The 21,561-nt window shown below is 67.3% G+C and carries 17 protein-coding genes; 13 read left to right on the forward strand and 4 right to left on the reverse strand.

Annotated elements, in window-relative coordinates:
- Positions 1-24 precede the first annotated feature (24 nt).
- From ACYQ2T_RS00450 to ACYQ2T_RS00505, 12 genes are all read left to right on the forward strand, one after another.
- Positions 25-1,053: an NAD-dependent epimerase/dehydratase family protein gene (locus ACYQ2T_RS00450; protein ID WP_459897567.1), complete on the forward strand. Its 1,029-nt coding sequence runs from the start codon at positions 25-27 to the stop codon at positions 1,051-1,053.
- Positions 1,050-2,009, forward strand: a complete 960-nt coding sequence (locus ACYQ2T_RS00455) for a glycosyltransferase family 2 protein (protein ID WP_459897569.1) — start codon at positions 1,050-1,052, stop codon at positions 2,007-2,009. Before ACYQ2T_RS00450 ends, ACYQ2T_RS00455 begins: the two co-directional genes overlap by 4 nt.
- Positions 2,006-3,040, forward strand: a complete 1,035-nt coding sequence (locus ACYQ2T_RS00460) for a Gfo/Idh/MocA family protein (RefSeq protein WP_459897571.1) — start codon at positions 2,006-2,008, stop codon at positions 3,038-3,040. Before ACYQ2T_RS00455 ends, ACYQ2T_RS00460 begins: the two co-directional genes overlap by 4 nt.
- The gene (locus tag ACYQ2T_RS00465) at positions 3,037-3,519 is read left to right on the forward strand and encodes an acyltransferase (RefSeq protein ID WP_459897572.1); all 483 of its coding nucleotides are present in this window, start codon (positions 3,037-3,039) and stop codon (positions 3,517-3,519) included. The genes ACYQ2T_RS00460 and ACYQ2T_RS00465 overlap by 4 nt, the downstream gene beginning before the upstream one ends.
- Complete coding sequence (locus tag ACYQ2T_RS00470; RefSeq protein ID WP_459897574.1) at positions 3,519-4,628, forward strand: DegT/DnrJ/EryC1/StrS family aminotransferase; 1,110 nt, start codon at positions 3,519-3,521, stop codon at positions 4,626-4,628. The genes ACYQ2T_RS00465 and ACYQ2T_RS00470 overlap by 1 nt, the downstream gene beginning before the upstream one ends.
- 34 nt (positions 4,629-4,662) lie before the next feature.
- On the forward strand, positions 4,663-5,670 hold the full coding sequence (locus ACYQ2T_RS00475) for an NAD-dependent epimerase/dehydratase family protein (RefSeq protein WP_459897576.1): 1,008 nt from the start codon (positions 4,663-4,665) through the stop codon (positions 5,668-5,670).
- Positions 5,670-6,908: a DegT/DnrJ/EryC1/StrS family aminotransferase gene (locus ACYQ2T_RS00480; protein WP_459897578.1), complete on the forward strand. Its 1,239-nt coding sequence runs from the start codon at positions 5,670-5,672 to the stop codon at positions 6,906-6,908. Before ACYQ2T_RS00475 ends, ACYQ2T_RS00480 begins: the two co-directional genes overlap by 1 nt.
- The gene (locus ACYQ2T_RS00485; RefSeq protein WP_459897579.1) at positions 6,898-7,542 is read left to right on the forward strand and encodes a NeuD/PglB/VioB family sugar acetyltransferase; all 645 of its coding nucleotides are present in this window, start codon (positions 6,898-6,900) and stop codon (positions 7,540-7,542) included. Before ACYQ2T_RS00480 ends, ACYQ2T_RS00485 begins: the two co-directional genes overlap by 11 nt.
- The gene (locus tag ACYQ2T_RS00490; protein WP_459897581.1) at positions 7,539-8,489 is read left to right on the forward strand and encodes a glycosyltransferase family 2 protein; all 951 of its coding nucleotides are present in this window, start codon (positions 7,539-7,541) and stop codon (positions 8,487-8,489) included. The genes ACYQ2T_RS00485 and ACYQ2T_RS00490 overlap by 4 nt, the downstream gene beginning before the upstream one ends.
- Positions 8,473-9,654: a polysaccharide deacetylase family protein gene (locus tag ACYQ2T_RS00495; protein WP_459897583.1), complete on the forward strand. Its 1,182-nt coding sequence runs from the start codon at positions 8,473-8,475 to the stop codon at positions 9,652-9,654. Before ACYQ2T_RS00490 ends, ACYQ2T_RS00495 begins: the two co-directional genes overlap by 17 nt.
- A complete protein-coding gene (locus ACYQ2T_RS00500) occupies positions 9,651-10,409 on the forward strand; it encodes a class I SAM-dependent methyltransferase (protein ID WP_459897585.1) in 759 nt (252 codons plus the stop codon). The genes ACYQ2T_RS00495 and ACYQ2T_RS00500 overlap by 4 nt, the downstream gene beginning before the upstream one ends.
- A gap of 100 nt (positions 10,410-10,509) precedes the next feature.
- On the forward strand, positions 10,510-12,270 hold the full coding sequence (locus ACYQ2T_RS00505) for a hypothetical protein (RefSeq protein WP_459897586.1): 1,761 nt from the start codon (positions 10,510-10,512) through the stop codon (positions 12,268-12,270).
- 1,701 nt (positions 12,271-13,971) lie between these two features.
- Here the strand turns inward: ACYQ2T_RS00505 and asnB are convergent.
- The 4 genes from asnB to ACYQ2T_RS00525 are packed head-to-tail and all read right to left on the reverse strand — an operon-like array spanning position 13,972 to position 19,068.
- Complete coding sequence (asnB, locus tag ACYQ2T_RS00510) at positions 13,972-15,762, reverse strand: asparagine synthase (glutamine-hydrolyzing) (protein ID WP_459897588.1); 1,791 nt, start codon at positions 15,760-15,762, stop codon at positions 13,972-13,974.
- Positions 15,763-15,764: 2 nt separating this feature from the next.
- Positions 15,765-16,913 (reverse strand): radical SAM protein, encoded by a 1,149-nt coding sequence (locus ACYQ2T_RS00515; RefSeq protein WP_459897590.1) that lies wholly within the window; start codon positions 16,911-16,913, stop codon positions 15,765-15,767.
- Entirely contained in the window at positions 16,910-17,893 is a 984-nt protein-coding gene (locus tag ACYQ2T_RS00520) for a D-glucuronyl C5-epimerase family protein (protein WP_459897592.1), read from the reverse strand. The genes ACYQ2T_RS00515 and ACYQ2T_RS00520 overlap by 4 nt, the downstream gene beginning before the upstream one ends.
- Positions 17,884-19,068: a glycosyltransferase gene (locus tag ACYQ2T_RS00525; RefSeq protein WP_459897594.1), complete on the reverse strand. Its 1,185-nt coding sequence runs from the start codon at positions 19,066-19,068 to the stop codon at positions 17,884-17,886. Before ACYQ2T_RS00525 ends, ACYQ2T_RS00520 begins: the two co-directional genes overlap by 10 nt.
- A gap of 312 nt (positions 19,069-19,380) precedes the next feature.
- Between ACYQ2T_RS00525 and ACYQ2T_RS00530 the strand changes: the two genes are divergently transcribed.
- On the forward strand, positions 19,381-21,555 hold the full coding sequence (locus ACYQ2T_RS00530; RefSeq protein WP_459897595.1) for a tetratricopeptide repeat protein: 2,175 nt from the start codon (positions 19,381-19,383) through the stop codon (positions 21,553-21,555).
- Positions 21,556-21,561: the final 6 nt, after the last annotated feature.

The following is a 21,561-nucleotide window of genomic DNA, read 5'->3' on the forward strand; positions in this document are numbered from 1 at the left end:
GCGGCCCGGCCAGCGGGAGAAGGCATGGCGACTGTTCTGGTCACGGGTTCCGGAGGCTATATCGGTACGCTCCTTGTGGACCGTTTGCTGGACGAGGGGCACAGCGTCATTGGCATGGACCGGTATTTCTTTGGGACGGAGCTTCTGGGCGAGACAATGGCGCATCCGCGTTTCTCCCTTGTGCGGGGCGATGTGCGCAGCTGCCGCGAGGAGCAGTTTCACGGCGTGGACGTGGTGTGCGACCTTGCCGCCCTGTCCAACGACCCGGCGGGCGACCTTGACCCCATGCTCACGCAGGACATCAACCACCGCGGACGCGCGCACGTGGCGGAGATGGCCCGCCGCGCCGGAGTGGCGCGCTATATTTTGGCCAGCTCGTGCAGTGTGTACGGCACGGGCGAGGGCGTGCTGACCGAGGACTCGCCAACGCGCCCGGTGTCCGAGTATGCCCGTGCCAACCTTGCGGCGGAGCGCGCCGCGCTGGAACTGAACTCCCCCGGCTTTGCGGTGACGGTGCTGCGGCAGGCCACGGTCTATGGCCTGTCCAAGCGCATGCGCTTTGACCTTGTCATCAACATTATGACCCTGCACGCCGTGGAGCGCGGGGTGATCAATATCCTTGGCGGCGGCGTGCAGTGGCGGCCCCTCGTGCACGTGCGCGACGCCGTGGACGCCTTTATGCTGGCGGCCTTTGCGGAGCAGAGCGCCGTGTCCGGGCGCATCTTTAACGTGGGCAGCGACGAGCAGAACTACCGCATCCGCACCGTGGCCTACATGGTGCGCGAGAACATGCCCTTCCCCATCACCATCGAGCTCACTCCCTCGGACCCGGACCGCCGGGACTACAACGTTTCCTTTGCCCGCATCCGTGATGAATTGGGCTTTACCGCGCAGCACACCCCGTCGGAGGCCGTGCGCGAAATCTACGAGGCCATCAAGCTGGGGCGCGTGGATACTGGCCTGCGCACCATCACCGTCAAATGGTACGCCTACCTGCTGGAGGCGCAGCGCGTGCTGAACAGTGTGGTCCTTGACGGGAGGCTTCTGGCATGACGCCGCGCCGCGCGCCCACCATCAGCATCGTCACCCCGGTGTACAATTCCCGGGGGTGTCTGGAGGAGCTGCACCGGCGCATTGCCGCCACGGTGACGCCCCTTGATGCGGACTTTGAGTGCATCATGGTGGACGACGGCAGTGTGGATGGCTCGTGGGAGGCGATATCCGCCCTGCACGCGCGCGATTCGCGGGTGCGCGGGGTGCGCTTGTCGCGCAATTTCGGCCAGCACTACGCCATTACCGCCGGGCTGGACCGCGCGTGTGGGGAGTGGGTGGTGGTCATGGACTGCGACCTGCAGGACCGGCCCGAGGCCATCCCTGCACTGCTGGAGCGGGCGCAGGAGGGGTATCAGGCCGTGTTTGCCCGGCGCAGGGCGCGGCGCGATTCAGCCCTCAAGCGCGCTGGCTCGCGCCTCTTCTATGCGGCGCTGCGGGTGCTGTCCGGCGTGGAAATCGACCCCAGCACCGCCAACTTTGGGATATTCCACAGGCAGGTGGTGGAGGCGTTTCGGGGGCTTCGCGAGCGCAGCCGGGCGTTTCATGTGCTGGTGCGCACCCTTGGCTTTGCGTCCTCGGCTGTGGATGTGGAGCATGAGCAGCGCTTTGCCGGGCGCTCGGCCTACGGCTTTGCGCGTATGTTTTCGCTGGCGGTGGATATTATCGTCTCCCAGTCCGGCAGGCTGGCGACGGTATCCTTTGGCCTTGGCATTGTGCTGGCACTGTTCGCCTTTGCCTACGGGGCGTTTCTTATGGCGCGCAAATACCTGTGGGCCTACCCGGTGCCGGGGTGGACCAGCGTTATGGTGTCCCTCTACTTCATTGGGGGGTTGCTTTTTATCAACATGGGCCTTCTGGGCCTGTACCTCGGCAAGACCTTTGACGAGGTGAAGCGCCGCCCGCTGTACGTGGTGGGCGAGACCATCGGCCTTGAGGCCGGGGAGGGCGGCGTATGAGCGCCCTTGGCGTTGCGGTTGTGGGGTGCGGCTACTGGGGGCCGAACCTTGTGCGCAATATTGTGGCCTGTCCGCACACGCGCCTTGTGCGGGCCTGCGATGTGGACGCCGCGCGCCTCGGCGAGGTGCTGGCTCCGTACCCCGGCGTGCAGGCATGTACGGACCTTGCCGAGGTGTTGGCGGATGAGCAGGTCACGGCCGTCGCCATTGCCACGCCCGTTGCCACGCACCACGCCCTTGCCCGTGAATGCCTGCTGGCCGGGCGGCATGTGCTGGTGGAAAAGCCCATAGCCGCCACAGCGGCGCAGGCCGAGGACCTTGTCGCCCTCGCCCGCGAGCGCTCCCTGCGCCTGATGTGCGACCATGTGTTCTGCTACGCCCCGGTGGTCCGCGTAATGAAGGACATCATCGACGCGGGCAGCCTTGGCGACGTGCTGTATTTCGATTCCGTGCGCATCAACCTTGGCCTCTTCCAGCGCGACGTGAACGTCATCTGGGACCTTGCCCCGCACGACCTGTCCATCCTTGAATACCTTACCGGTCGCCAGCCCGTGGCCGTCAGCGTGCAGGCCGCGCGCCATGCCGGGTGGGAGCAGGAAAACATGGCCTACGTGGCCCTTGATTTCGACAACGGCTTTCTGGCCCACCTGCATCTCAACTGGTTGTCCCCCGTAAAAATCCGCAAGACCATCATCGGCGGCAGTGAACGCATGCTGGTATGGAACGACCTCGACCCCGCAGAGCGCCTGAAGGTCTACGACAAGGGCGTCACCATTCAGCCCCGCCCGGACCGCGCCGCGCGCGATACGGCCCTTGTGTCCTACCGTACGGGCGGCGTGACCTCGCCCCATGTGCCCCATGGAGAGGCCCTTGCCGGAGTGGTGGCCGAGTTTGCCGCCGCCGTGGCCGAGAAGCGCGCCCCCCTCACCGACGGCGCAAGCGGCGCGCGCATGCTGCGCATTCTGGAGGCCGCACAGCAGTCCGTGGCGCGTGGCGGGGCGCGGGTGCCCGTGGCCGGGGAGGGCGCATGAGTCAGTACCGCCGCATAGCGCCGGACGTCACCCTTGGGCGGGACGTTGTGGTGCGCGATTTTGTGAACCTGTACGGCTGCCGCATTGGCGACGGCACGCGCATCGGCACCTTTGTGGAGATTCAGCGCGGGGCCGAGGTGGGCGCGCGGTGTAAAATTTCCAGCCATACCTTTATCTGCGAGGGGGTCAGCATCGGCAGCGGGGTGTTTGTGGGGCATAACGTCAGCTTTGTGAACGACCGCTACCCCCGCGCCGTGGGGCCGGACGGCGCGCTCCTTGAGGACGCGGACTGGACCGTGGTGCCCACCACGGTGGAGGACCGCGCCGCCATTGGCTCCGGGGCCGTCATCCTGTGCGGGGTGCGCATCGGGCGCGGGGCCGTTGTAGGCGCTGGGGCCGTGGTCACGCGCGACGTCCCCGCCCGCGAGGTGTGGGCGGGCAATCCCGCCCGGTATTTAAAGGATGTGGAGGAGGGCTGATGCAGGTGCCGTTTGTGGACCTTGCCGCCGCGCACAAGGGCGTACGCAACGACATTCTTGCCGCGTGGGCGCGCCTTGTGGATGCGGGGCGCTTTGTGGGCGGCGAGGAGGTAGACGCCTTTGAGCGAGAATTCGCCGCGGAGTGCGGCGCGCGGCACTGTGTGGCCGTGGGCAGCGGGACGGACGCCCTGCGCTTTATCCTGCTGGGTATGGGCATCATGCCCGGCGATGATGTGGTCACAACCCCCATGACGTTTATTGCCACGGCGGAGGCCATTACGCAGGCCGGGGCGCGCCCTGTGTTTGTGGACGTGCACCCCGTCACCCGCACCATGAATCCCGAGCATCTGGAGGCGGCCATCACCCCGCGCACGCGCTGCATCCTGCCTGTGCACCTGTACGGCCAGCCTGCGGATATGCGCGGCATACTGGATGTGGCGGAGCGCCGGGGCATCCCCGTGGTGGAGGACGCCGCGCAGGCGCATTTGGCGCGATTTGAAGGGCGTATGGCCGGGACCATCGGCCACGCCGGAGCCTTTTCCTTCTACCCCGGCAAGAACCTTGGCGCCTGCGGCGAGGCCGGGGCCGTGGTGACAGACGACAGGGAGCTGGCCGCAACCGTGCGCGCCCTGCGCGACCATGGGCAGATGAAAAAGCACCTGCACGTGGTGGAGGGCTACAATGGCCGGTGCGACGCCATGCAGGCCGCGGCCCTGCGGGTGAAGCTGCCGGGCCTTGCCGGGGCCAACGCGCGCCGGGCGGAGTATGCCGCGCTGTACAGTGCACTGCTGGCGGGAGTGCCCGGGCTTCAGGTGCCCGAGGTGCTGCCAGACCGCGAGAGCGCGTGGCACCTGTACTGCGTGCTCGTGGAGCAGCGCGGCGCCGTGGCCGAGGCCCTGCGGCGCGAGGGCATTGGCACCGCCGTGCACTATCCGGTGCCCCTGCATCTTATGGCGCCGTATGCGTTTTTGGATCATATGCGTGGTGATTTTCCCGTGGCGGAGCATGTGGCGGACCACGCCCTGTCTTTGCCGCTGTATCCAGAAATCGGCGAGGAGCGCGTGCGCCATGTGGCCACGGTCCTTCGCCGTGTGATGACCAAGGGATGACGCCGGATAGCGCGCTCATCCCGGGAGCGGAGCAATGGAATGTGACGGTAAGACCTGTCTGGTCACGGGCGGGGCGGGGTTTATAGGATCCCACCTTGTGGACCGCCTGCTGGAGTGCGGGGCCAAGGTCCGCGTGCTGGATGATTTTTCCAATGGACTCTGGGAGAACCTTGCCCTGCCCACGCCGCGGGGCGGGCTGGAGGTGCTCCACGGCAGTGTGGCCGACCCCTTTGATGTGCGCCGCGCCGTGGACGGCGCGGACGTGGTCTTTCACCTTGCCTGCCTTGGCGTGCGGCATTCGCTGGCGCATCCGCACCGCAACCACCGCGTCAACGCCGAAGGCTCGCTGCTGCTGCTTGAGGCGGCGCGGCGTGAGGGCTGTGGGCGGTTTCTCTACTGCTCCTCGTCCGAGGTGTATGGCTCGGCGCGCACCGCGCCCATGGACGAGGAGCACCCCCCGCGTCCGCACACGGTGTACGGCGCGTCCAAGCTGGCCGGGGAGGCCTACGCCCGCGCCTACCACCGCGCCTACGGCATGCCCGTGGTCATTGTGCGGCCCTTTAATACCTACGGCCCGCGCTCGCACCATGGGGGCGACGCCGGGGAGGTTATCCCCAAGTCCATCGTGCGCGCCTTGGCCGGGCTGGACGTGACCATCCACGGCGATGGCGCGCAGACGCGTGATTTTACCTTTGTGACGGATACCGCCCGCGCTCTGGAGATGGCCGCCGCCTGCGAGGACTGCATCGGCGGTACCTTTAACGTGGGCAGTGGGCGCGAGATTTCCATCGCGGACCTGTGCCGCCGTGTGGTGGAGACGGTAGGGGGCGAAGCCGCCAGACCTATCCACACGCAGGCCCGGCCCGGCGATGTGCTCCGCCTGCTGGCGGACCCGTCGCGCTTTACGGACCTGACGGGCTGGACGCCGGAGGTTGGCCTTGGTGAGGGGCTTCTGCGCACGGTGGAGTGGTTTCGTGGACGGCCCGAAGGCGCGGACCAACTGGCCTGCGAGGCACCGGAACAGAACTGGGAGCAGTGGTGATGATACCCGTAGCAAAGCCATGGCTGGGTGAAGAGGAAGCCGCCGCCGCGCGCGAGGCCATCCTGTCCGGATGGGTGACGCAAGGCCCGCGTGTGGCGGAGTTTGAGAGCGCGTTTGCCGCGTGGTGCGGGGCGCGCCATGCCTGCGCGGTGTCCAGTTGCACCACGGGCCTGCATATGGCCCTCAAGGCCGTGGGCGTGGCCCATGGCGATGTGGTGGTCACGGTGAGCCACAGCTTTATCGCCACGGCCAACGCCGTGCGCCATTGCGGGGCGGAGCCGGCCTTTGTGGATGTTGATCCCGTCACCTTCAACATGGACCCGGACGCGCTGGAGCGCTTTTTGGACGAGGACTGCGCGCACTATGGCGGCGCGGTGTACCACGCGTTTTTCGAGCGCGGCGGCCTGCCTGCCGAAAGCCCACTTGCCCTGCTACCGCCGGAGCAGACCGGGCGGGTGGCGGCCATTATGCCCGTGCACCAGCTGGGCATGCCCTGCGATATGGCGCGCATTCTAGACATTGCCGCGCGCCACGGCCTGCCTGTGGTGGAGGATGCCGCCTGCGCGGCTGGCAGTGAGCTGTCCTGCGATGGCGGCGCAACCTTTGCCCCGGTGGGCCGCCCCCATGGCGCGGCGGCGTGTTTTTCCTTTCATCCGCGCAAGATTCTCACCACTGGCGACGGCGGCATGATTACCACCGCCAATGCGGGCAGCGACAGCGCCTACCGCCTGTACCGCCAGCACGGCATGAGTGTGTCCGATGCGGTGCGGCACAGCGCGCGCACGGTGACCATCGAGGAATACGTCCTCACGGGCTACAACTACCGTATGACTGACGTGCAGGCGGCCATGGGCATTGTGCAGTTGGGCAAGCTGAAGGCCATGGTGGCCGAGCGGCGGCGCATTATGGCCCGCTATGGCGACGGGCTTTCCGGCCTGCCGTGGCTCACCCTGCCGCAGGACCCGCCATGGGGGCGCTGGAACGCCATGAGCTACCCCGTGCGGTTGGCGCCGGATGCGCCGGAAGGCCAGCACGACCTGATGCAGCGCCTGCTTGATGCGGGTATTGCCACGCGTCCGGGCGTCATGAATGCCCATACCGAAGCCCCGTACCGTACGGCGCTCACGTTGCCGCAGTCCGAGGCCGCACGCGCCCATGTGGTGCTGCTGCCCATCTTTAACACCATGACCGATGAGCAGGTGGACGCCGTGGTGCGCGAGGTGCGCCGTGGGCGCTGACCTGCTGCTTTTCCCCTTTGGCGGCAACGCGCGCGAGGCGCTGTGCTGTCTGCCCCGCGGCGGGGCACTTCGTCCTGTGGGCTTTGTGGATGACGACCCCGGCACCCACGGGGCCACATGCTGCGGCGTCCCTGTCCTTGGCGGGCGGGAGTGGCTGGGGCGGATGCCCTCGGCGCAGGTTTTGGCTGTGCCCGGTTCCCCGGCAACCTACGCGCGCAGGCAGACGGTGCTGGAAGGGCTGGCCCTGCCGCCCGCGCGCTATGCCACAGTGGTGCACAGCCACGCCAGCGTGGCCGGGGACGTGGGACTTGGGGTGAATGTGCTCATTATGCCCGGCGCGTTTGTGGGCGCGGGGGCGCGTGTTGGTTCCCATGTGCTCATTATGGCCGGGGCTGTGGTGTCGCATGACGCCGCGGTAGCGGACTACGCCATCATTGCCGCCGGGGCCATGGTGGCCGGGGGCGCGGTGGTGGAGCGCGGGGCCTATGTCGGCGCCGGGGCGCGCCTGCGCGAGGGCGCGCGTGTTGGTGCGGGCGCCCTTGTGGGCATGGGCGCGGTGGTCCTTGATGCCGTGCCGCCCGGCGAGGTGTGGGCGGGCGTGCCCGCGCGGCCGGTGCATGGGGGCGCGTTATGATGCTGTCCGCCGTTATCCCCGCCTACAACGAGGCGCAGAATATTCCCGCCACCATCCCGGCGGTGCTGGACTGCCTGACCCGCGCGGCTGGCGGCGGCGAGGTGGAGGTGCTGGTGGTGGATGACCATTCGTCCGACGGCACCTTTGAGGCCGTAATGGCCCTTGGGGACGCGCGGGTGCGGAGCATTCGGCTGTCGCGGCGGTCCGGGAGCCACACGGCCCTGCGCGCCGGACTGTGGCATGCCCGGGGCGACGCCGTGGTGTGCATGGCCGCAGATGGACAGGACGACCCCGAGGCCCTTGCGGCCATGGCGCAGCAGTGGCGCGGCGGCGCGCAGGTGATTTGGGGCCTGCGTCAGCGCAGGGACGACGGCGTCCTGCACGGCCTGAGCGCGCGGCTGTTTTATCTGCTCCTTCGCCTTGCGACCGGGCGGCGGGACGGCATCGACCTGTCGCGGGCAGATTTTTACCTGTTGGACCGCGCGGTGGTGGACGCGGTGCGTACGTGCCATGAGCGCAATACGTCGCTGTTTGGCCTGCTCGCGTGGATGGGCTTTCGCCAAAGCGCCGTGGAGTATACGCGCCGCCCGCGCACGCGCGGGCATTCCAAGTGGAGCGTGCGGGCGCGCTGGCAACTCGCCAAGGACTGGTTCATCGCCTTTTCCGGCGTGCCCCTCAAGGTGGCGACGTGGCTGGGGCTGGCGTCATCTTTTGCGGGGCTGGCGTATGCGCTGTGGATTGTGTGGCTGGTTTTGGGGCATGATGTGCATGTGGAGGGCTGGGCCTCGCTGATGGTGGCGGTGCTGGTGCTTGGCGGGGCGCAGCTGTTTATGCTGGGGGTGTTTGGGGAATATTTGTGGCGCAACCTCGACGAAGCCCGCGCGCGGCCCAATTGGTTCATCGAGCGCGACAGCCGGGGGAAGGTGGAGCATGGCGGCGGCACCTAGAGACATCTTTACGGCAATGGAACTGCGGCCCGGCAAGGCCGAGGACGTCCAGCGCCTGTGGCCGCAGGGGCTGCGCGCCACGGTGCCCTTTACCGCGTCCCTTATGCGGACGGGCCTGCACCCGGATGGGGAGCGGGACGTTCTGGTGTGGGGGCGTTTTCCCCATGGGGACGCGCCGCTGGTGTGGATGCAGGACGGGGAGGTGGTCTGCGGGTTCAAGTTTGAGCGGTGGGAGCGCGTCATACGCGAGGAGCGCTACCGCCCGGAGCATACATGTCCGTTGGCCGCACGGCTGCCGTTCCACTACCACCTGGTGCCGGGGCCGCTGCGCAGCGCCCTTGCCGGGGTGATACTGTCTGTGCGCGGCAGGGCTGCGGGCAGTGCGCATCCGGTAACGCCCTTCAATCCCGGCTGCGCCCTGCTTTTGCGCGTGGTTCGCGGCGCGCCGGACGCGCCGTCCGTGGTGGTGCTGACGCACGACTGCGACACGGCGCAGGGCGTTGCCGCCGCGCCGGAGCTGGCCGCCGTGGAGGAGGAGCACGGGTGGCACTCTATATGGAACGTGGTCCCCGGCGAGTATGATGTGGACCACATCATGCTGGAGCGCCTGCGCGCCGCCGGGCACGAGATTGGGCAACACGGCCTGACCCACAGCATGGGCGAAGCCTTCCTGCCGCGCGAAGCCTTGCGCGATGCCCTTCTGGAGCACAAGGCTTTTCGCCAGCGCCACGGGGTGCGCGGCTACCGTGGTCCGGGCTGGTACCGCACGCGCGCCATGTTTGACGTGTTGGGGGAATTTTTCGACTACGACATGACCTGTCTGGACAACGACTTTATCTGCCCCGGCGGGAGCGGCGGCGTGGGCGAGGTGCGTCCCTATGCCCTGCGCGGCGGGCTGATGGAACTGCCGTGCACGGTGCCCTTTGAGGCGCCCCTTGTGCACGGTGGTGTGCGCCCCGGCGCCCTTGCCGCGTGGTGGTGGCCCAAGGTGGAGGCCCTTGGGCGCCTTGGCGGGCATGTGGTGGTGAACACGCACCCGGACCCGCACTACAGCGGGCGGCCAGAGGTGCGCGCGGCCTATGCGGAGTTGCTCTCCCGGCTGTCCTCCGCGGGCTGGAGCGCGCGCCTGCCCGGTGAGCTTTTTTCCCGGGAGCAGGATGCATGAAGACGCAGCTTTACGATCAGCTTGCGGAAGTGGAGGACACGCATTGGTGGTTCACGGCCCGCCGCGCTCTGGTGAGCGACGTGTTGCGCCGCTGTAGGGCAGGCGGCACGCTGGCACTGGATATTGGCTGCGGCACTGGCGGCCATCTCTCCCTGTTGGCGGATTTTTGCGACACCGTGGTGGGGCTGGACCGGTCCCGCTACGCCCTGACCCACGCCCGCGCCAAGCACCCACGCGCCGCGTTGGTCTGCGGGGACGCCTTGCATCTGGCCCGGCTCTTTCGGGCCGAGAGCTTTGACGTGGTGACGCTGTTTAACGTGCTCTACCACCAGTGGGTGCCCTCGCCGCAGGATGTGCTGGAGCAGGTGCACCAGGTGCTGCGGCCCGGCGGCCTGCTGCTGCTCACGGAACCGGCATACTCGTGGCTGATGCGCGGGCATGATGCGGCAGGGCTTGGCGCGCGGCGGTTCTCCCCCGGCGGGGTGGAGACCATGATGCGCCACGCGGGGTTTGTTGGTGTGGAGGGGACGTGTTTCAACGCCCTTGGCCTGCCCCCGGCGCTCGTCCTTGCCGCGTGGGAGCGCCTGCGCGGCGGTGGCGGCGCGGCCGCAACCACGGCGGAAATTGCGCATCCGCCGCGCATTGTGGAGTGGGTCTTCTCCGCCGCTATGGCGGCGGAGCGGCAGGTGGTGCGGCGCGGCTGGCGGGTGCCCGTTGGCCTGACCCTGTGCTGCCATGGGGAGAAGCGGCTATGATGCGGCGCGCAGGAATTGGTTATGCGGCTATGTGTGGCGCGGGTTCCCGGCTTTTGTGCGCCCGCGTGTTGCGTGGCGCTTTTGGGCGTGGGAGGCGGTCATGACTCGCGGGGCACAGCGGGCGCTCTGCGCGGCGCTTTGCGCCGTGGCCGTGGCGGTGACGCTCCTGTATGCCTACGTCCCCACCGTGGATACCCCCAATACCGGCGACGAGACCATGTCCATGACCATGGCCCGCATGGGCTACGAGCGTGGGCACCCCAGCTACGGCTACCGCGCCGACGGCGAGCCGCGCCTGTTGCCCGTAGCGGTGCTGATGCCCATAACGCAGTATATGTATGGGCTGGTCATGCAGCATACCCAGCCGCTTGAGCGCATCCCCCGCGCCCGCATCATGTCCCGTGGCCTGAACGCGGCGTCCCTTGCCCTGTGCCTGTGCGCCTTGGTGGTGGCTATGCCGCGCCGGGTGCGGCCCATGGACTGGGGCGTCCTCGTCGTGGGGGCGCTGACGTGCCTGTATATGTTCGTGATGCTGCGCTCATTTTGTTATGTGGGGTCGGCGGCGCGCTACGACGCGGCGGGGCTGTTTTGGATGAGCCTGTTTATTTTTTGCGCCGGGCTGAGTGTGGCTGGGGGCAGCGCGGTGCGGGTGGCTGTGGCGGGCGGCGTGGCCTTATCCGGGCTGTATGTGAACCAGATTCCTTTCCTTTTTGGCATGGCGGGCTTTGGGTGCCTGCTGCTGTTGTGGCTGGCGCGGCACAACGTGCGCCAGTGGTGGCAGCTGCTGTTTGCCTGCGCGGCCGCGGCGGGAGTGTGCGCCGTTATCTTTTGGGCGGTGGCAAGGGGCCTGATGCATATCGACGCCACACAGGGCGCGGGACGCCTGAGTGTTGGCGCGCTGGTGGGGGACCTGTGGGAGCGGCTGCAGGATATGGTCACCAAGGGGCCGTTTGCCTACCTGCGCAGTAGCTGGCAGGGCAAGGCCGCGGATATGATGGCCACCAGTGTGGTCTGCGCCATCATGCTCCTTGGCCTGCGCATCACCCCGCGTGATGCCAAGGTGTCCACCGTCTGGCGCGCGGAAACCGTCCTCCTGTGTCTGCTGTGGCCCCTTGCCGTGGCCGCTGCGGCCCACGCCCTGCCGCATCCGCGCTTCACCTACGAGACCATGCTCCTGACCGCCGTTGTACCCCCGCTGTTTATGGCGCTTTCGCGCAGCGGCGCGCCGGGGCTTGTGCGCTTTGCGCTGGCCTGCGCGGCCCTTGCCATGCTCAGCGTGGTGCATTCCGCCAGCGACATTGGCTACCGTGGGCAGTATCTGGGGACCTATGCGCTGCGGGATGGCTTCCGCGGTATGAATACCCCCGCCCCGTGGGACGCGGAGAACATCCGCCAGAACGCGGTGCGCCGCCAGCATCTGGAGTCCCTTGAGGGGATGCTGAGCCGTGAGAACATCGGCAACGTGCTGGTGTTTGACCCCATGCTGGCGCTGTTCGACGGCGACGGGCGGCGGATGATGTATTTGTGGGACGCCGTGCCCCCAGAGCATGAGGAGGATGTGCTTGGCGTGTTCCGGTTTCGGTACGGGGTGCGGCATGTGGTGGTCAGCGAAGCCGGGAGCACATCGTGGCTGGAACCGGTGGGCCTGCCCGGATTGGAGCGGGCGCTCCTTGACGGTGTGGAGCGTGGGCGTGTGGTGCGCCTTGGCGAGCGCGCGCGTGTGGACGCGCGGCTGGTGTTTACCACGGCGGCCATAGAGCCGGAGCTTCGCGGGGTGCGCTACAGCTACAGCCATGCGCCCAGCACGCCGCTGCATGTCTTTGCCGTGCGGGTGTCGCCGCGCGGGCATGGGGGGCCGTAGTGCGCGCGCCGGGCGGCCTGTGGCCGTGGGCAGTGGCGGCCATCCTTGGCGTTGGAGTCGGGGCGCGGCTGGTGCAGCTGCATGCGGATATGTTCAGCTACGACGCCTACGCCCTTATGCGCGGCGTGGACGGCCCCTTTGCGGAGTACGCCAGCGGCGGGGCGTATATTCTGTCCGCCCGCCTGTACTACTGGGTGGTGCACCGCCTTATCGGCGGGGAGCTGTGGTGCTACGTGCTTCCGGCCACGGTGGTGGCTGTGGTGACGCTGCTTGGCGTGCGTTTGGGCCTTGCCAGAGCGTGGCCGGGGCGCTTTGAACTGCACGCCGTGGTTCTTGGTATTATGGCCTTTGCTACTCACGCCCTGCATGTGGCGCGGTTTCCCGTCATCACTTACGGCGTCAGCTTTGGGGTGGGGTGCTGGCTGTTCTTCATCTTTCTGCGCCTGTCGGAGCGCGGCCTCACCCGCGCGGAACGGGTGGGGCATGGCGCAGCGTTTTTGCTGCTTGGCGTGTTTTGCAATCTGACCATTGTTGTTCCCGTTGCGGTGGGCATGACCTGCGCGGGGCTGATGCGCCTGTGGCGCGACGCCAGAACCCGCAGCGTCCGCGGCGTCCTTGCCCTTGTGGGCGGGATGTGGCCTGTGTTGGTTTTGCCTGCGGCGGTGGGCGCGGTGCAACTGGCCTTTCCCTTTACCAACCTTGGGTATGAGAGCCGCCCGGATATGCGCGCGTATTTTTTTGCCTCCTCAGGCTTTGGGGACGGCGGCGCGGTTGGGGCGGCGCGCTTTGTGGTGCATGGCGGGCTGATTATGGTGCTCCAAGCCTTCCGCCAGAGTGTGGACGGCGTGATGACCATGCGCGGCGGCCTGTTTGTGCTTAAGATATTGGCGGGCACGTGCATGGGCGCGGCCTTTGCCGTGGCGCTGTCGCGCTGGCGGCGCGGGCGGCTGACGCCCCGGGCCGGGTTCGTGTGGCTGTACCTTGTGGTGTATGGCGTGGCCATCGCCTGTGGCGGGCTGGTGGGGGAATTCCCCTATGGCAACCTGCGCTACGCCGACGCCATGCTGCTGCCTATGTTTTTGGCCCTCGCGACAACGTTTTCCCCGGTGCAGCGCATGCAGCCGGATATGTCGCGCCATATGGCCGGGGCGCTGTGCGTGCTGGTGGCCGTGGCCGGGCTGTACCTCATCAAGCAGAATTACGAGAGCCTGACCCGCGCGCGGGAGGCGAACCGCTCTGTGGTGCGGGTGGTGCAGAAGTCGGGCTTTCGTCCGGTGCTGTACGCGGCGTTCCAAAAGCCGGTGCTTCTGCAGCGCGCGCCGGAGCTTGTGCGCACGGGCCTGCCCCTTGGCTGGGGCGCGCGCTATGGCGAGGACGAGCCGGACCCGGAGGTGACGGCCTATATCGCCACAGACCCGGAGCAGGTGGTGCTGCTGGTTCCCTCGCGCGGGGCGGTGGGCACGACCTATGGCGCGTATGTGGAACTGCTGCAGCGCAAGGGCTACCGGCTGACCAAGTACAAGGCCGCGCCGAATATTTGGGCGGGCGTCTTTGAGGTGCGGGAAGAGGACGGCGCAGAGGACGACCTCCCCGAAGCGGCACATCCGCAAGAGGCTCCCCCAAAAGGGGGTGATGCAGAGAAGGATGATCGGGGCGGAGAGATTTCGGGCGAAACCGCCACGCCGCAGTGCCCTGCCACAGCTACAGCAGCAGGCGTGGACGGTAGATATTCAGCCACGTCTCAATGGCGAGGGCCTTCCACAGCGCGTCGGACAGGTCCCGATCCGGCAGGGCATGGTGGCGCAGCATTTCCTCCAGAGCAGACCGGGACAGGATTGTCTGCGGGGCAAGGGCTCCCTCCCCGAGCAGCGTCTGACTGGTCCATCCCTTCAGCGGCCCGGCAAACCATTCCCCAAGTGGGGCATTAAAACCCCGTTTGTCCTTGCGGTGCAAAATGGCCAGCGGGACGAGAGCCTTCATGGCCCGGCGCAGGCTGGCCTTGAGCCGCGCGCCGTGGATGTGGCTGGTGGCCGCGCAGGAAAACACATACTCCACCAACGTATGGTCCAGAAACGGCACCCGCGATTCAATGGACCACGCCATGCTGGTGCGGTCCTCCACATGCAGGAGCGCGGGCAGGTAGTGCTGCACGTCGTCGCGCAGGCGCTCGCCGATGGTGGCGCGGCGCGGGGGCGCGTCGGGCCGGGGGATGCGTAGGTCCTCCGCCAGCAGGCTGGGCGCGCCGGGCAGAGTGCGGCGGCGTAGGGCGCGCAGGGCCTCGCCCAAAAAGACCGGGCTGGCCAGCAGCAGGGCAAGGTCGCGCGCGAGGGGGCCAAGGCTGCGCACGCGCAGCAGATGGCGCAGGTGCGCGGTGACGTGGTGCCAGTAGCCGCCAAAGAGTTCATCCCCGCCCTGACCACCAATGGAAACGACAATGCCCTTTTCGCGCATTAGGCGGTTGAGGACGAATTGGTTGTACGCGCCGGGTCCGGCCTCCGGGTAGTCCATAAGGCGCAGCATCTCGGTGATGCCGTGCTTGAAGCCCTCGGGCGTGATGGCGGTTTGATGGTGGCGCAGGCCGAAGGCGCGCTGCATTTCGGTGATGTGGGGGCGCTCGTCATAGCGCGGCGCGTTTTCAAAATAGCCGGAAAAGGTCACGGGCGAGTGCCCCGCATGAGCGGCAAGGGCCACGATGGAGCTGGAGTCGATGCCGCCGGAGAGGTGGAAGCCTACAGGCACGTCACTGCGCAGGCGCAGGCGGACCGAGGCATCCAGCAGGCGGCGGACTTCCGCCGGGTCCACGCGGGATTCTGCGGCTTCGGGCAGGGACCACCAGCGGGCAAGGTGCTGGCGCACGCGGCCGCCAGTCAGGCGTACCGTCAGGCAGTGGGCGGGCGGCAGCTTGAGAATGCCCTGAAACCACGTGCGGTCCGAGCGGGAATAGCCGTTGGTCAGCCACGCCGCAATTTCTGCCGTATCCGGCGGCACAGGCGCGCCCAGCAGCCGCAGCACGGTTTTGGCCTCGCTGGCGAAGATGAAGTCCGTGTCCGTGGCCGCGTAGAGGAAGGGCTTTATGCCCAGCCTGTCGCGCGCGCAAAATAGGGTGCGGCGCTCCTCATCCCAGATGGCAAAGGCGAACATGCCGTTCAGGCGCGTGAGGCAGGCCTCCCCCCAGTGGGCGTAGGCCGTGAGCAGGACCTCCGTATCCGTGCGGGAGTGGAAGCGGTAGCCAAGGTCGCGCAGTTCGTCGCGCAGTTCAATATAGTTGTAGATTTCGCCGTTGAAGGTGAGCGTCAGATTGGCCCGGCGCATGGGCTGACGTCCGGCGTCCGTCAGGTCAAGGACGGCAAGGCGGCGGTGCCCTAGGGCAATGGTGTCGCCAAACCATGTGCCCTCGGCGTCTGGCCCGCGGTGGGCGATGGACGCGAGGGCCTCGCGCAGGGTGGCTTCGGTTGGGCGGTGCGTTCCCAGATGTCCTGCAATGCCGCACATGGTTAAAACATCCCACAGCAGCGCATGCATGCCGGAAAGTGCCCGTGCTCCTTGAGGGCGGCGCGGAAGGCGCGCATGGCGTCTCCATTCCACAGCCGGGGCAGCGGCGTTTCAAACACATTGCCAAAGCTGACGTCAAAGCAGCGGGTGAGCACGGTCAGCCGTCCGTCGGCCAGCACCTGCGCGTATTTCCACGGCACATAGCAGGTGCGGTGCCCAAAGGGGGTGAACGGCTCGCCGTAATAGGCGGCGATGTCCTCCTGCGTCACCACATGCGGCGTAATGAGAAACGGCGTACCCATGGGCGCGGCAAGAATGCGCTGGAATTGCTCCGCAAGGACGGCCGGGTCCACCGCCGCAGGGTCCATGCCCGCAACGCACATGGGGCGGCTGGGCCCAATGTGGGAAAACAGCGTGTTGTGCGCCGCGGACAGCGCCTCGGTGACAAAATTCATGTGCGAGTAGATGACAAGGTCCGGGGCGATGTCCGCCAGCAGAGGCATAAGCTGCGAGATGGAGGCGGAATTCTCCGGAGTGATGGTGCAGTTGACGGTGATGGTGGGCATGGCGCGTCCAAGGCGGGCCTTTTCTTCCTGCACGGCGGCAAGGCCTTCTACTGCGTTTTGGAAGGAATTGGGCACCCCGCGCATGGCGTTGTGGATGCGGGGCGGGCCGTCAAGAGAGACGCTGAGGCTGCGCAGGCCCGCGCGGACAAGGTCGCGGCCCATGCGGGGCAATAGCGCGCCGTTGGTGGTAAGGGCGACGTGCATGTCGCGCCGGGCGGTGTGCTCCAGAGCGTCCCACAGCCCCGGCCACAGCAGCGGCTCCGTGGAGGTGATGGAAATGAGCGGGGCAAAGTCCACCGTGGAGTCCACAAGGGCGCGGAATTCATCAACGGTCATATCCCGTCCGGGACCGGCCAGCTTGTCATGAAAGGGGGTGGCGGCGTCGCCAAGGCCCACGTCGCACATGCGGCAGCGCAGATTGCACCGGGAGTTGACCGCCACGTACACCACCGCAGGCGGCGGCGCGGTGAGCAGGCCGGGCACGTGGTAGCGCATGCTGGCGGTGCGGCTTTTGAGCGCGCGCGAGGCCAGCGGCGGATCATTCCATGCCGTGCGGGCAAGGCGCAGCATCTGCTGGGTGTTCATGCGCTGTCTCCGTGGGGTTTGGCCGTGCATTCGCGGGCTTTGCGCGCGGCAAAGGCCGTTAGCCCGCCGCCCGGCCCAAGGGTGTAGCGGACATTGGACGCATAGTACGCGGCAAGGATGCGCATCCGCAGGGGGCAGGACGCGCGAAAGCGCGTCCACCGGGTTACGGTTTGCCGCAGCACCGGGCTTGGGCGCACATCGGCAAGGGCCGTGAGCAGGGCAATGTTCAGGTGGTGGTATTCCAGCGAGCACAGCGGGCCGTGCGCGCCGTAGCGGCTCCAGCAGCCGTTCCAGTCCCAGACGATGAGGGCGCTTTCCAGCGTATCCACAGCGCCGGAGAGCAGCGAGCCGTCGCCCGTTTCGGCCTTCAGGTCCGCGCAGGCTATGGCCGCAAACAAAAATCCATCCAGAACATACGTCGGGGGCGAGGTGGGATACTCCTCATAAAACGGCCCACCCCCCAGCCATGCGCGTAGCCCGCCGGAACCGATGTCGTGGCGGAAGGCCTCCAGCACACGGAAGGCGAGGCCGCGCCATTCTTCGCGCTCCTCAAGGCGTCCGGCCCGCAGAAGCAGGCTGGCGCCAAGGCCCTGCGCGAGGGCGCTGGCCCATGGCGCGCTCAGCTGGTGTCCGCCGTGGGTCCACGGAAACGTGTAGTGCCATGCGGAAAAGGCGCCATGGTCGTGGGCGTTGTGCCACAGCCAGTCCGCCGCGGCGCAGACGCGGGCGCGCTTTGCCGGGTCCTCGGGCGCACCGTCAAGGTTGCACAGGCCCCACCAGGCCACATAGGCCGGGTTCACCTGCCAGCCAAGGCCGGGGTAGAAGCGCTGAAGCACGCCATCCTCCACGCGGCAGCATGGACCGTCTCCCTCTGGAGTGATGCCCCACAGGGCCGAAGCCGTGAGGGGATACCCCTCGCTCATGGGGCGGGGGGTGATGTCGTATTCAAGGCGGAACGCGGCGTTGAATCCTAAGAGCATGCGTCCTCCGCCAAAAGGCGTGAGTAAAGGTCCAAAAGCAGGCGCTCTTCCTTGTGCCAGCCTATGTCCTCATGGGCGCGCGCCGCGCCGTGGGCAAAGCGCTGGGCGCGCTCTGTGTCGGTGAAGACCGTCTGGAGTGCGGTGGCAAGGGCGGCCTCGTCGTGCGGGTCAATGCACAGGCCCGCGTCGTAGTGTTCGGCAAGGCGGCGGATTTCAGGCAGGTCCGGGTACAGGAGCGGCAGCCCCGCCGCAAAGCTTTGGAACAGCGAGTTGGGCAAGGATGCGCGGTAGTTGTCGTTTATGGGGGTGTAGAGGATGAGCGAAACATCGGCCCCGGTGATGAAGGGGACCACCTCCCACGGTGCAACCGGGGGGACAAGGTGCACGCGCCCGGTGAGGCCATGGGCGGCAATGGCGCCGCGCAAATCCTCATACCCCCGACCCACAAAGGCGAGGTGCGCGTTGTGTGGCAGCGTGGCGAAGGCGCGAAGCAGGGCGCCTGTGGCGCGGCCTGCCTTGGCTTGCCCAATGACCACGGCGAGGGTGTCCGCGTCTGTAATGCCGCAGACCTCCCGCAGGGTCTGCGAAGGGGCAACGTCGGTGCGGCTGTCGTGGCTGTTGCGCACCACAAGGACATCCGCCCCGAAGCGGCGGGCATAGGAGGCGGCGATGGTTTCGCACACCGTGACCACGGCGGCGGCCTTGCGGATGCACAGCTGCTCCAGCCGCGCAAGGGCGGGGCCGAGGAGCCGGGAGTGGAGGACGCCGCCGCTGTGGGACTCCATGCGGGTGTAGTCGTCGTGCACGTCGTAGACGAGGGGGGCGCGGGCTTTGCGCGCGCGCAGGTACACCGCCGGGAACTGATACGGGGCGTGCAGGTGGTAAAGGCGCGCACCTGCCGGCGTGGCGCGGTAGGTGGCGATGCCCAGTTGCCACAGGTAGCGGCGCAGAATGCCCATGAGTCCCCCGCCCTCGTGGCAGGGCGCGGCGGCGCGCAGCGTCAGGCCGTCTACGTCTCGCTGGGCTGGGCAGGCCTGCGTCACCACACTGGGGCACCCGAAATGCGCGGCGGCGCGCGCCTGTTTCAGCGTCCTGCTGTCGCGGTCCAGCGACAGGGGCGTGATGCTGACGATAGGGCGGGACGCATCCCGGGGTGAAGGGGGATTCTTGAGCATTCTCATATGTTAGCATGCCACGCGGAAAAGAGACAAGCGGGGCGGGATTTTGACGCAAAAGATGCTGTATTGTGCGCTGTGTGGCATGGCGTTGTGGGCATGGGCGTGCCGCACGCATGCTGTGGCAGCGCCATGGCGCATGGAATGCGTGTGTTTTGCTGGAGCGCCTTGACCTGATGCGTGTGCGCAGCTACTTTTGAGAATCTTGAAAAATTTCGGGAGGCTTGCTGTGCGCGGCGCACCTGCGGGCCATGAGGCGGCAAAAGGCGGATGACGGCGTGCATGGCTGGGCTTTGACGCGGGAGGTGCGGCGTGATGTGGCTGATTGGTGCGGTGCTTGGCGCCGCCGGGTGGCTGGTGCTGCGTGATTGGCGCTTGCGCCCCTTTTCCGAGGATGACGGGAATTGGTTCTTCCTTGCCATGTTTCAGGAGCAGGGCGCGCGGCTGTGGGAGCGCGGCTTCCATACGGTGGGCTACTTTGGCATTGAATGGTTATCCGCCCTTGCCACACGGGCCTTCCCGCGCCGTGACCCTGCCTTTTTCTACGCCGCAAAAGCCGTGTGGATGATTGCTACCTGCCTTGCCCTGCTGTGGGCGGGGGGCCTGATTTTTGGGGCGGGCGCCGGGGCGCTGGCCGGGGCGGCGCTGCTGATTGTGGTGGCTATGCCTGCAACGCTGTTTGCCCTGACCTATGGCGAGCACGTGTCGCTGTTGCCCCTTGCCATAGGCCTTGGGTGCGGGGTGGCCGGATTTCAGACGGGGAGTCCGCTCCTGTGCGCCGTGGCCGGTGGTATGGGGGCGTGGATGGTGCACATCAAGATAACGGGTCTTGTTTGCGCCGCGCTGCTTCCTTTGCCGCTGCTGTTTGCTCCAAGCGGCCCGGCGGGCTTTGGGTGGTACGTCCTTGGCGCGGGGCTGGTCATGGCCGCGCCCGTCGCCATCATCCCGCTGGTGCACCGCACCTCGCCCCGGCAGTATGTGCTGAATCTGACCCTCCCCCTTGTGGAATATGCGCTGTACCTGTTGGAGCGCCTGCATCTGCCCGGCGCACGGCGGCTGTGGAATCAGGCCATTGGCTCGTGGGAATACGAGGTTGCCGAGGAAGGAGACAGCTATATCGGCATGGCCGCGGACCAGTCGCGCGGCAGGCGGCTGCCGCTCCTTTGGACCAACGTGCGCTGGAGCCTGCGCGATTGCGCGGGGATAGTGCTCTTGGCCGTGCTGTGGCTGGCAACGTGGCCCCTGCGCCTTGATTGGGGCACGGCGCTGACGGTGTATCTTTTTGGCGCGCTGCTTCTGACGTTTCTCATCCAGCAGAATTATTTTACGCCGCACCTGAATCCCTTGTGGCTGCCCGTGGCCATGTGGGCCGGGGCGGCTGGCGCGGCGGGGCTTGCCATGGGCGGCGTGTGGGCCGCAGGTGTGGTGGCGGTGCTGGTGGCGCAGGCCGTATGGCTGGGCATCCGCATGCGTCCCTTTGCCAGCCGGGACACGCTGGGTCTGAATCCTGACGGCTCCCTGTCGCTGTGGGGGTTTTATGGATTGGCCGAGGATATTGGCACCCAGATTGGCGACGTCGCCCGGCCCGGCGAGCGCCTGCTTGTCTGGGGCGACCATCCGGCCATGTATTTGTATGCGCGGCGGTATTACTTTGGTCGCCCGCTCTTTTTCCTGTACGGGCACGGCGGACGCCTGCGCTATGAGCAGTGGTTGTTTGGCCTGCTGCGCGATGACCCGCCGGAACTGTTATTATTCTTTAACCGCAAGGTGCAGGATGAATGGGATGTGCAGGCTGTGAGCCGCCGGGCCTGCGCGACGTACCTGCCGGAGCGGCTGTTTCAGGTGGCGGCGTCGGAACCGGGCGCGCCTGCGCATGAGTTTGCGCTGTACCGTTTGGACGTGCGGCAGCGGCGGATGCTGCTCCTTGAGGAGGGGCGCCGTGCGGTGGCCGCCAAGGATATGGCGCTGGCGCGGGAGCGGTTTGACCGCGTGCTGGCCATGGACCCGGACTGCGCCGAGGCCGCCCTGCGTCGTGAGATGCTGGACATGCCCCGCGCGCAGCGCCACCAGTGGCGCGAAGAGCGGGCCGCATCGGCGCAGGATGCGGGCGAAGCGGCGGCGCTTGGGGTACTGCGGGCCGAAGAAGCTATGGAGCGCGGCGACGCCCGGACGGCGGCAAAGCTGCTGGACGAGGCTTTAATGCACTGCGGCGAGGACGTGGGCGCGCTTATCCTGCGGGGCGAGGCCGCCTTTGCCATGGGCGAGCGCGGCGCGGCCATGACGTCTTTCCGCCGCGCGCTGGCGGTGAATCCTTTTAGCGCGGATGCGCTGGTGGATATGGCGGTGGCCTTTTCCATGGAGCGCGCCGTGGATGAGGCGCGGGGACTGCTGGACATGGCGCTGGCCTGCGCGCCGGAGCACGACGGGGCGCGGCAGAGCCTGGCGGCTCTTGGTCTTGCCGCGGAGACTGCCGAAAATCCGGCATAGGTGGAC

This window comes from Desulfobaculum senezii (genome assembly GCF_054657395.1).

Excerpts from the sequence above, each read along its gene's own strand:
- ACYQ2T_RS00450 (WP_459897567.1), top strand. The coding sequence starts at position 25 with ATGGCGACTGTTCTGGTCACGGGTTCCGGAGGCTATATCGGTACGCTC.
- ACYQ2T_RS00455 (WP_459897569.1), top strand. The coding sequence starts at position 1,050 with ATGACGCCGCGCCGCGCGCCCACCATCAGCATCGTCACCCCGGTGTAC.
- ACYQ2T_RS00460 (WP_459897571.1), top strand. The coding sequence starts at position 2,006 with ATGAGCGCCCTTGGCGTTGCGGTTGTGGGGTGCGGCTACTGGGGGCCG.
- ACYQ2T_RS00465 (WP_459897572.1), top strand. The coding sequence starts at position 3,037 with ATGAGTCAGTACCGCCGCATAGCGCCGGACGTCACCCTTGGGCGGGAC.
- ACYQ2T_RS00470 (WP_459897574.1), top strand. The coding sequence starts at position 3,519 with ATGCAGGTGCCGTTTGTGGACCTTGCCGCCGCGCACAAGGGCGTACGC.
- ACYQ2T_RS00475 (WP_459897576.1), top strand. The coding sequence starts at position 4,663 with ATGGAATGTGACGGTAAGACCTGTCTGGTCACGGGCGGGGCGGGGTTT.
- ACYQ2T_RS00480 (WP_459897578.1), top strand. The coding sequence starts at position 5,670 with ATGATACCCGTAGCAAAGCCATGGCTGGGTGAAGAGGAAGCCGCCGCC.
- ACYQ2T_RS00490 (WP_459897581.1), top strand. The coding sequence starts at position 7,539 with ATGATGCTGTCCGCCGTTATCCCCGCCTACAACGAGGCGCAGAATATT.
- ACYQ2T_RS00495 (WP_459897583.1), top strand. The coding sequence starts at position 8,473 with ATGGCGGCGGCACCTAGAGACATCTTTACGGCAATGGAACTGCGGCCC.
- ACYQ2T_RS00500 (WP_459897585.1), top strand. The coding sequence starts at position 9,651 with ATGAAGACGCAGCTTTACGATCAGCTTGCGGAAGTGGAGGACACGCAT.
- ACYQ2T_RS00505 (WP_459897586.1), top strand. The coding sequence starts at position 10,510 with ATGACTCGCGGGGCACAGCGGGCGCTCTGCGCGGCGCTTTGCGCCGTG.
- asnB (WP_459897588.1), bottom strand. The coding sequence starts at position 15,762 with ATGTGCGGCATTGCAGGACATCTGGGAACGCACCGCCCAACCGAAGCC.
- ACYQ2T_RS00515 (WP_459897590.1), bottom strand. The coding sequence starts at position 16,913 with ATGAACACCCAGCAGATGCTGCGCCTTGCCCGCACGGCATGGAATGAT.
- ACYQ2T_RS00520 (WP_459897592.1), bottom strand. The coding sequence starts at position 17,893 with ATGCTCTTAGGATTCAACGCCGCGTTCCGCCTTGAATACGACATCACC.
- ACYQ2T_RS00525 (WP_459897594.1), bottom strand. The coding sequence starts at position 19,068 with ATGCTCAAGAATCCCCCTTCACCCCGGGATGCGTCCCGCCCTATCGTC.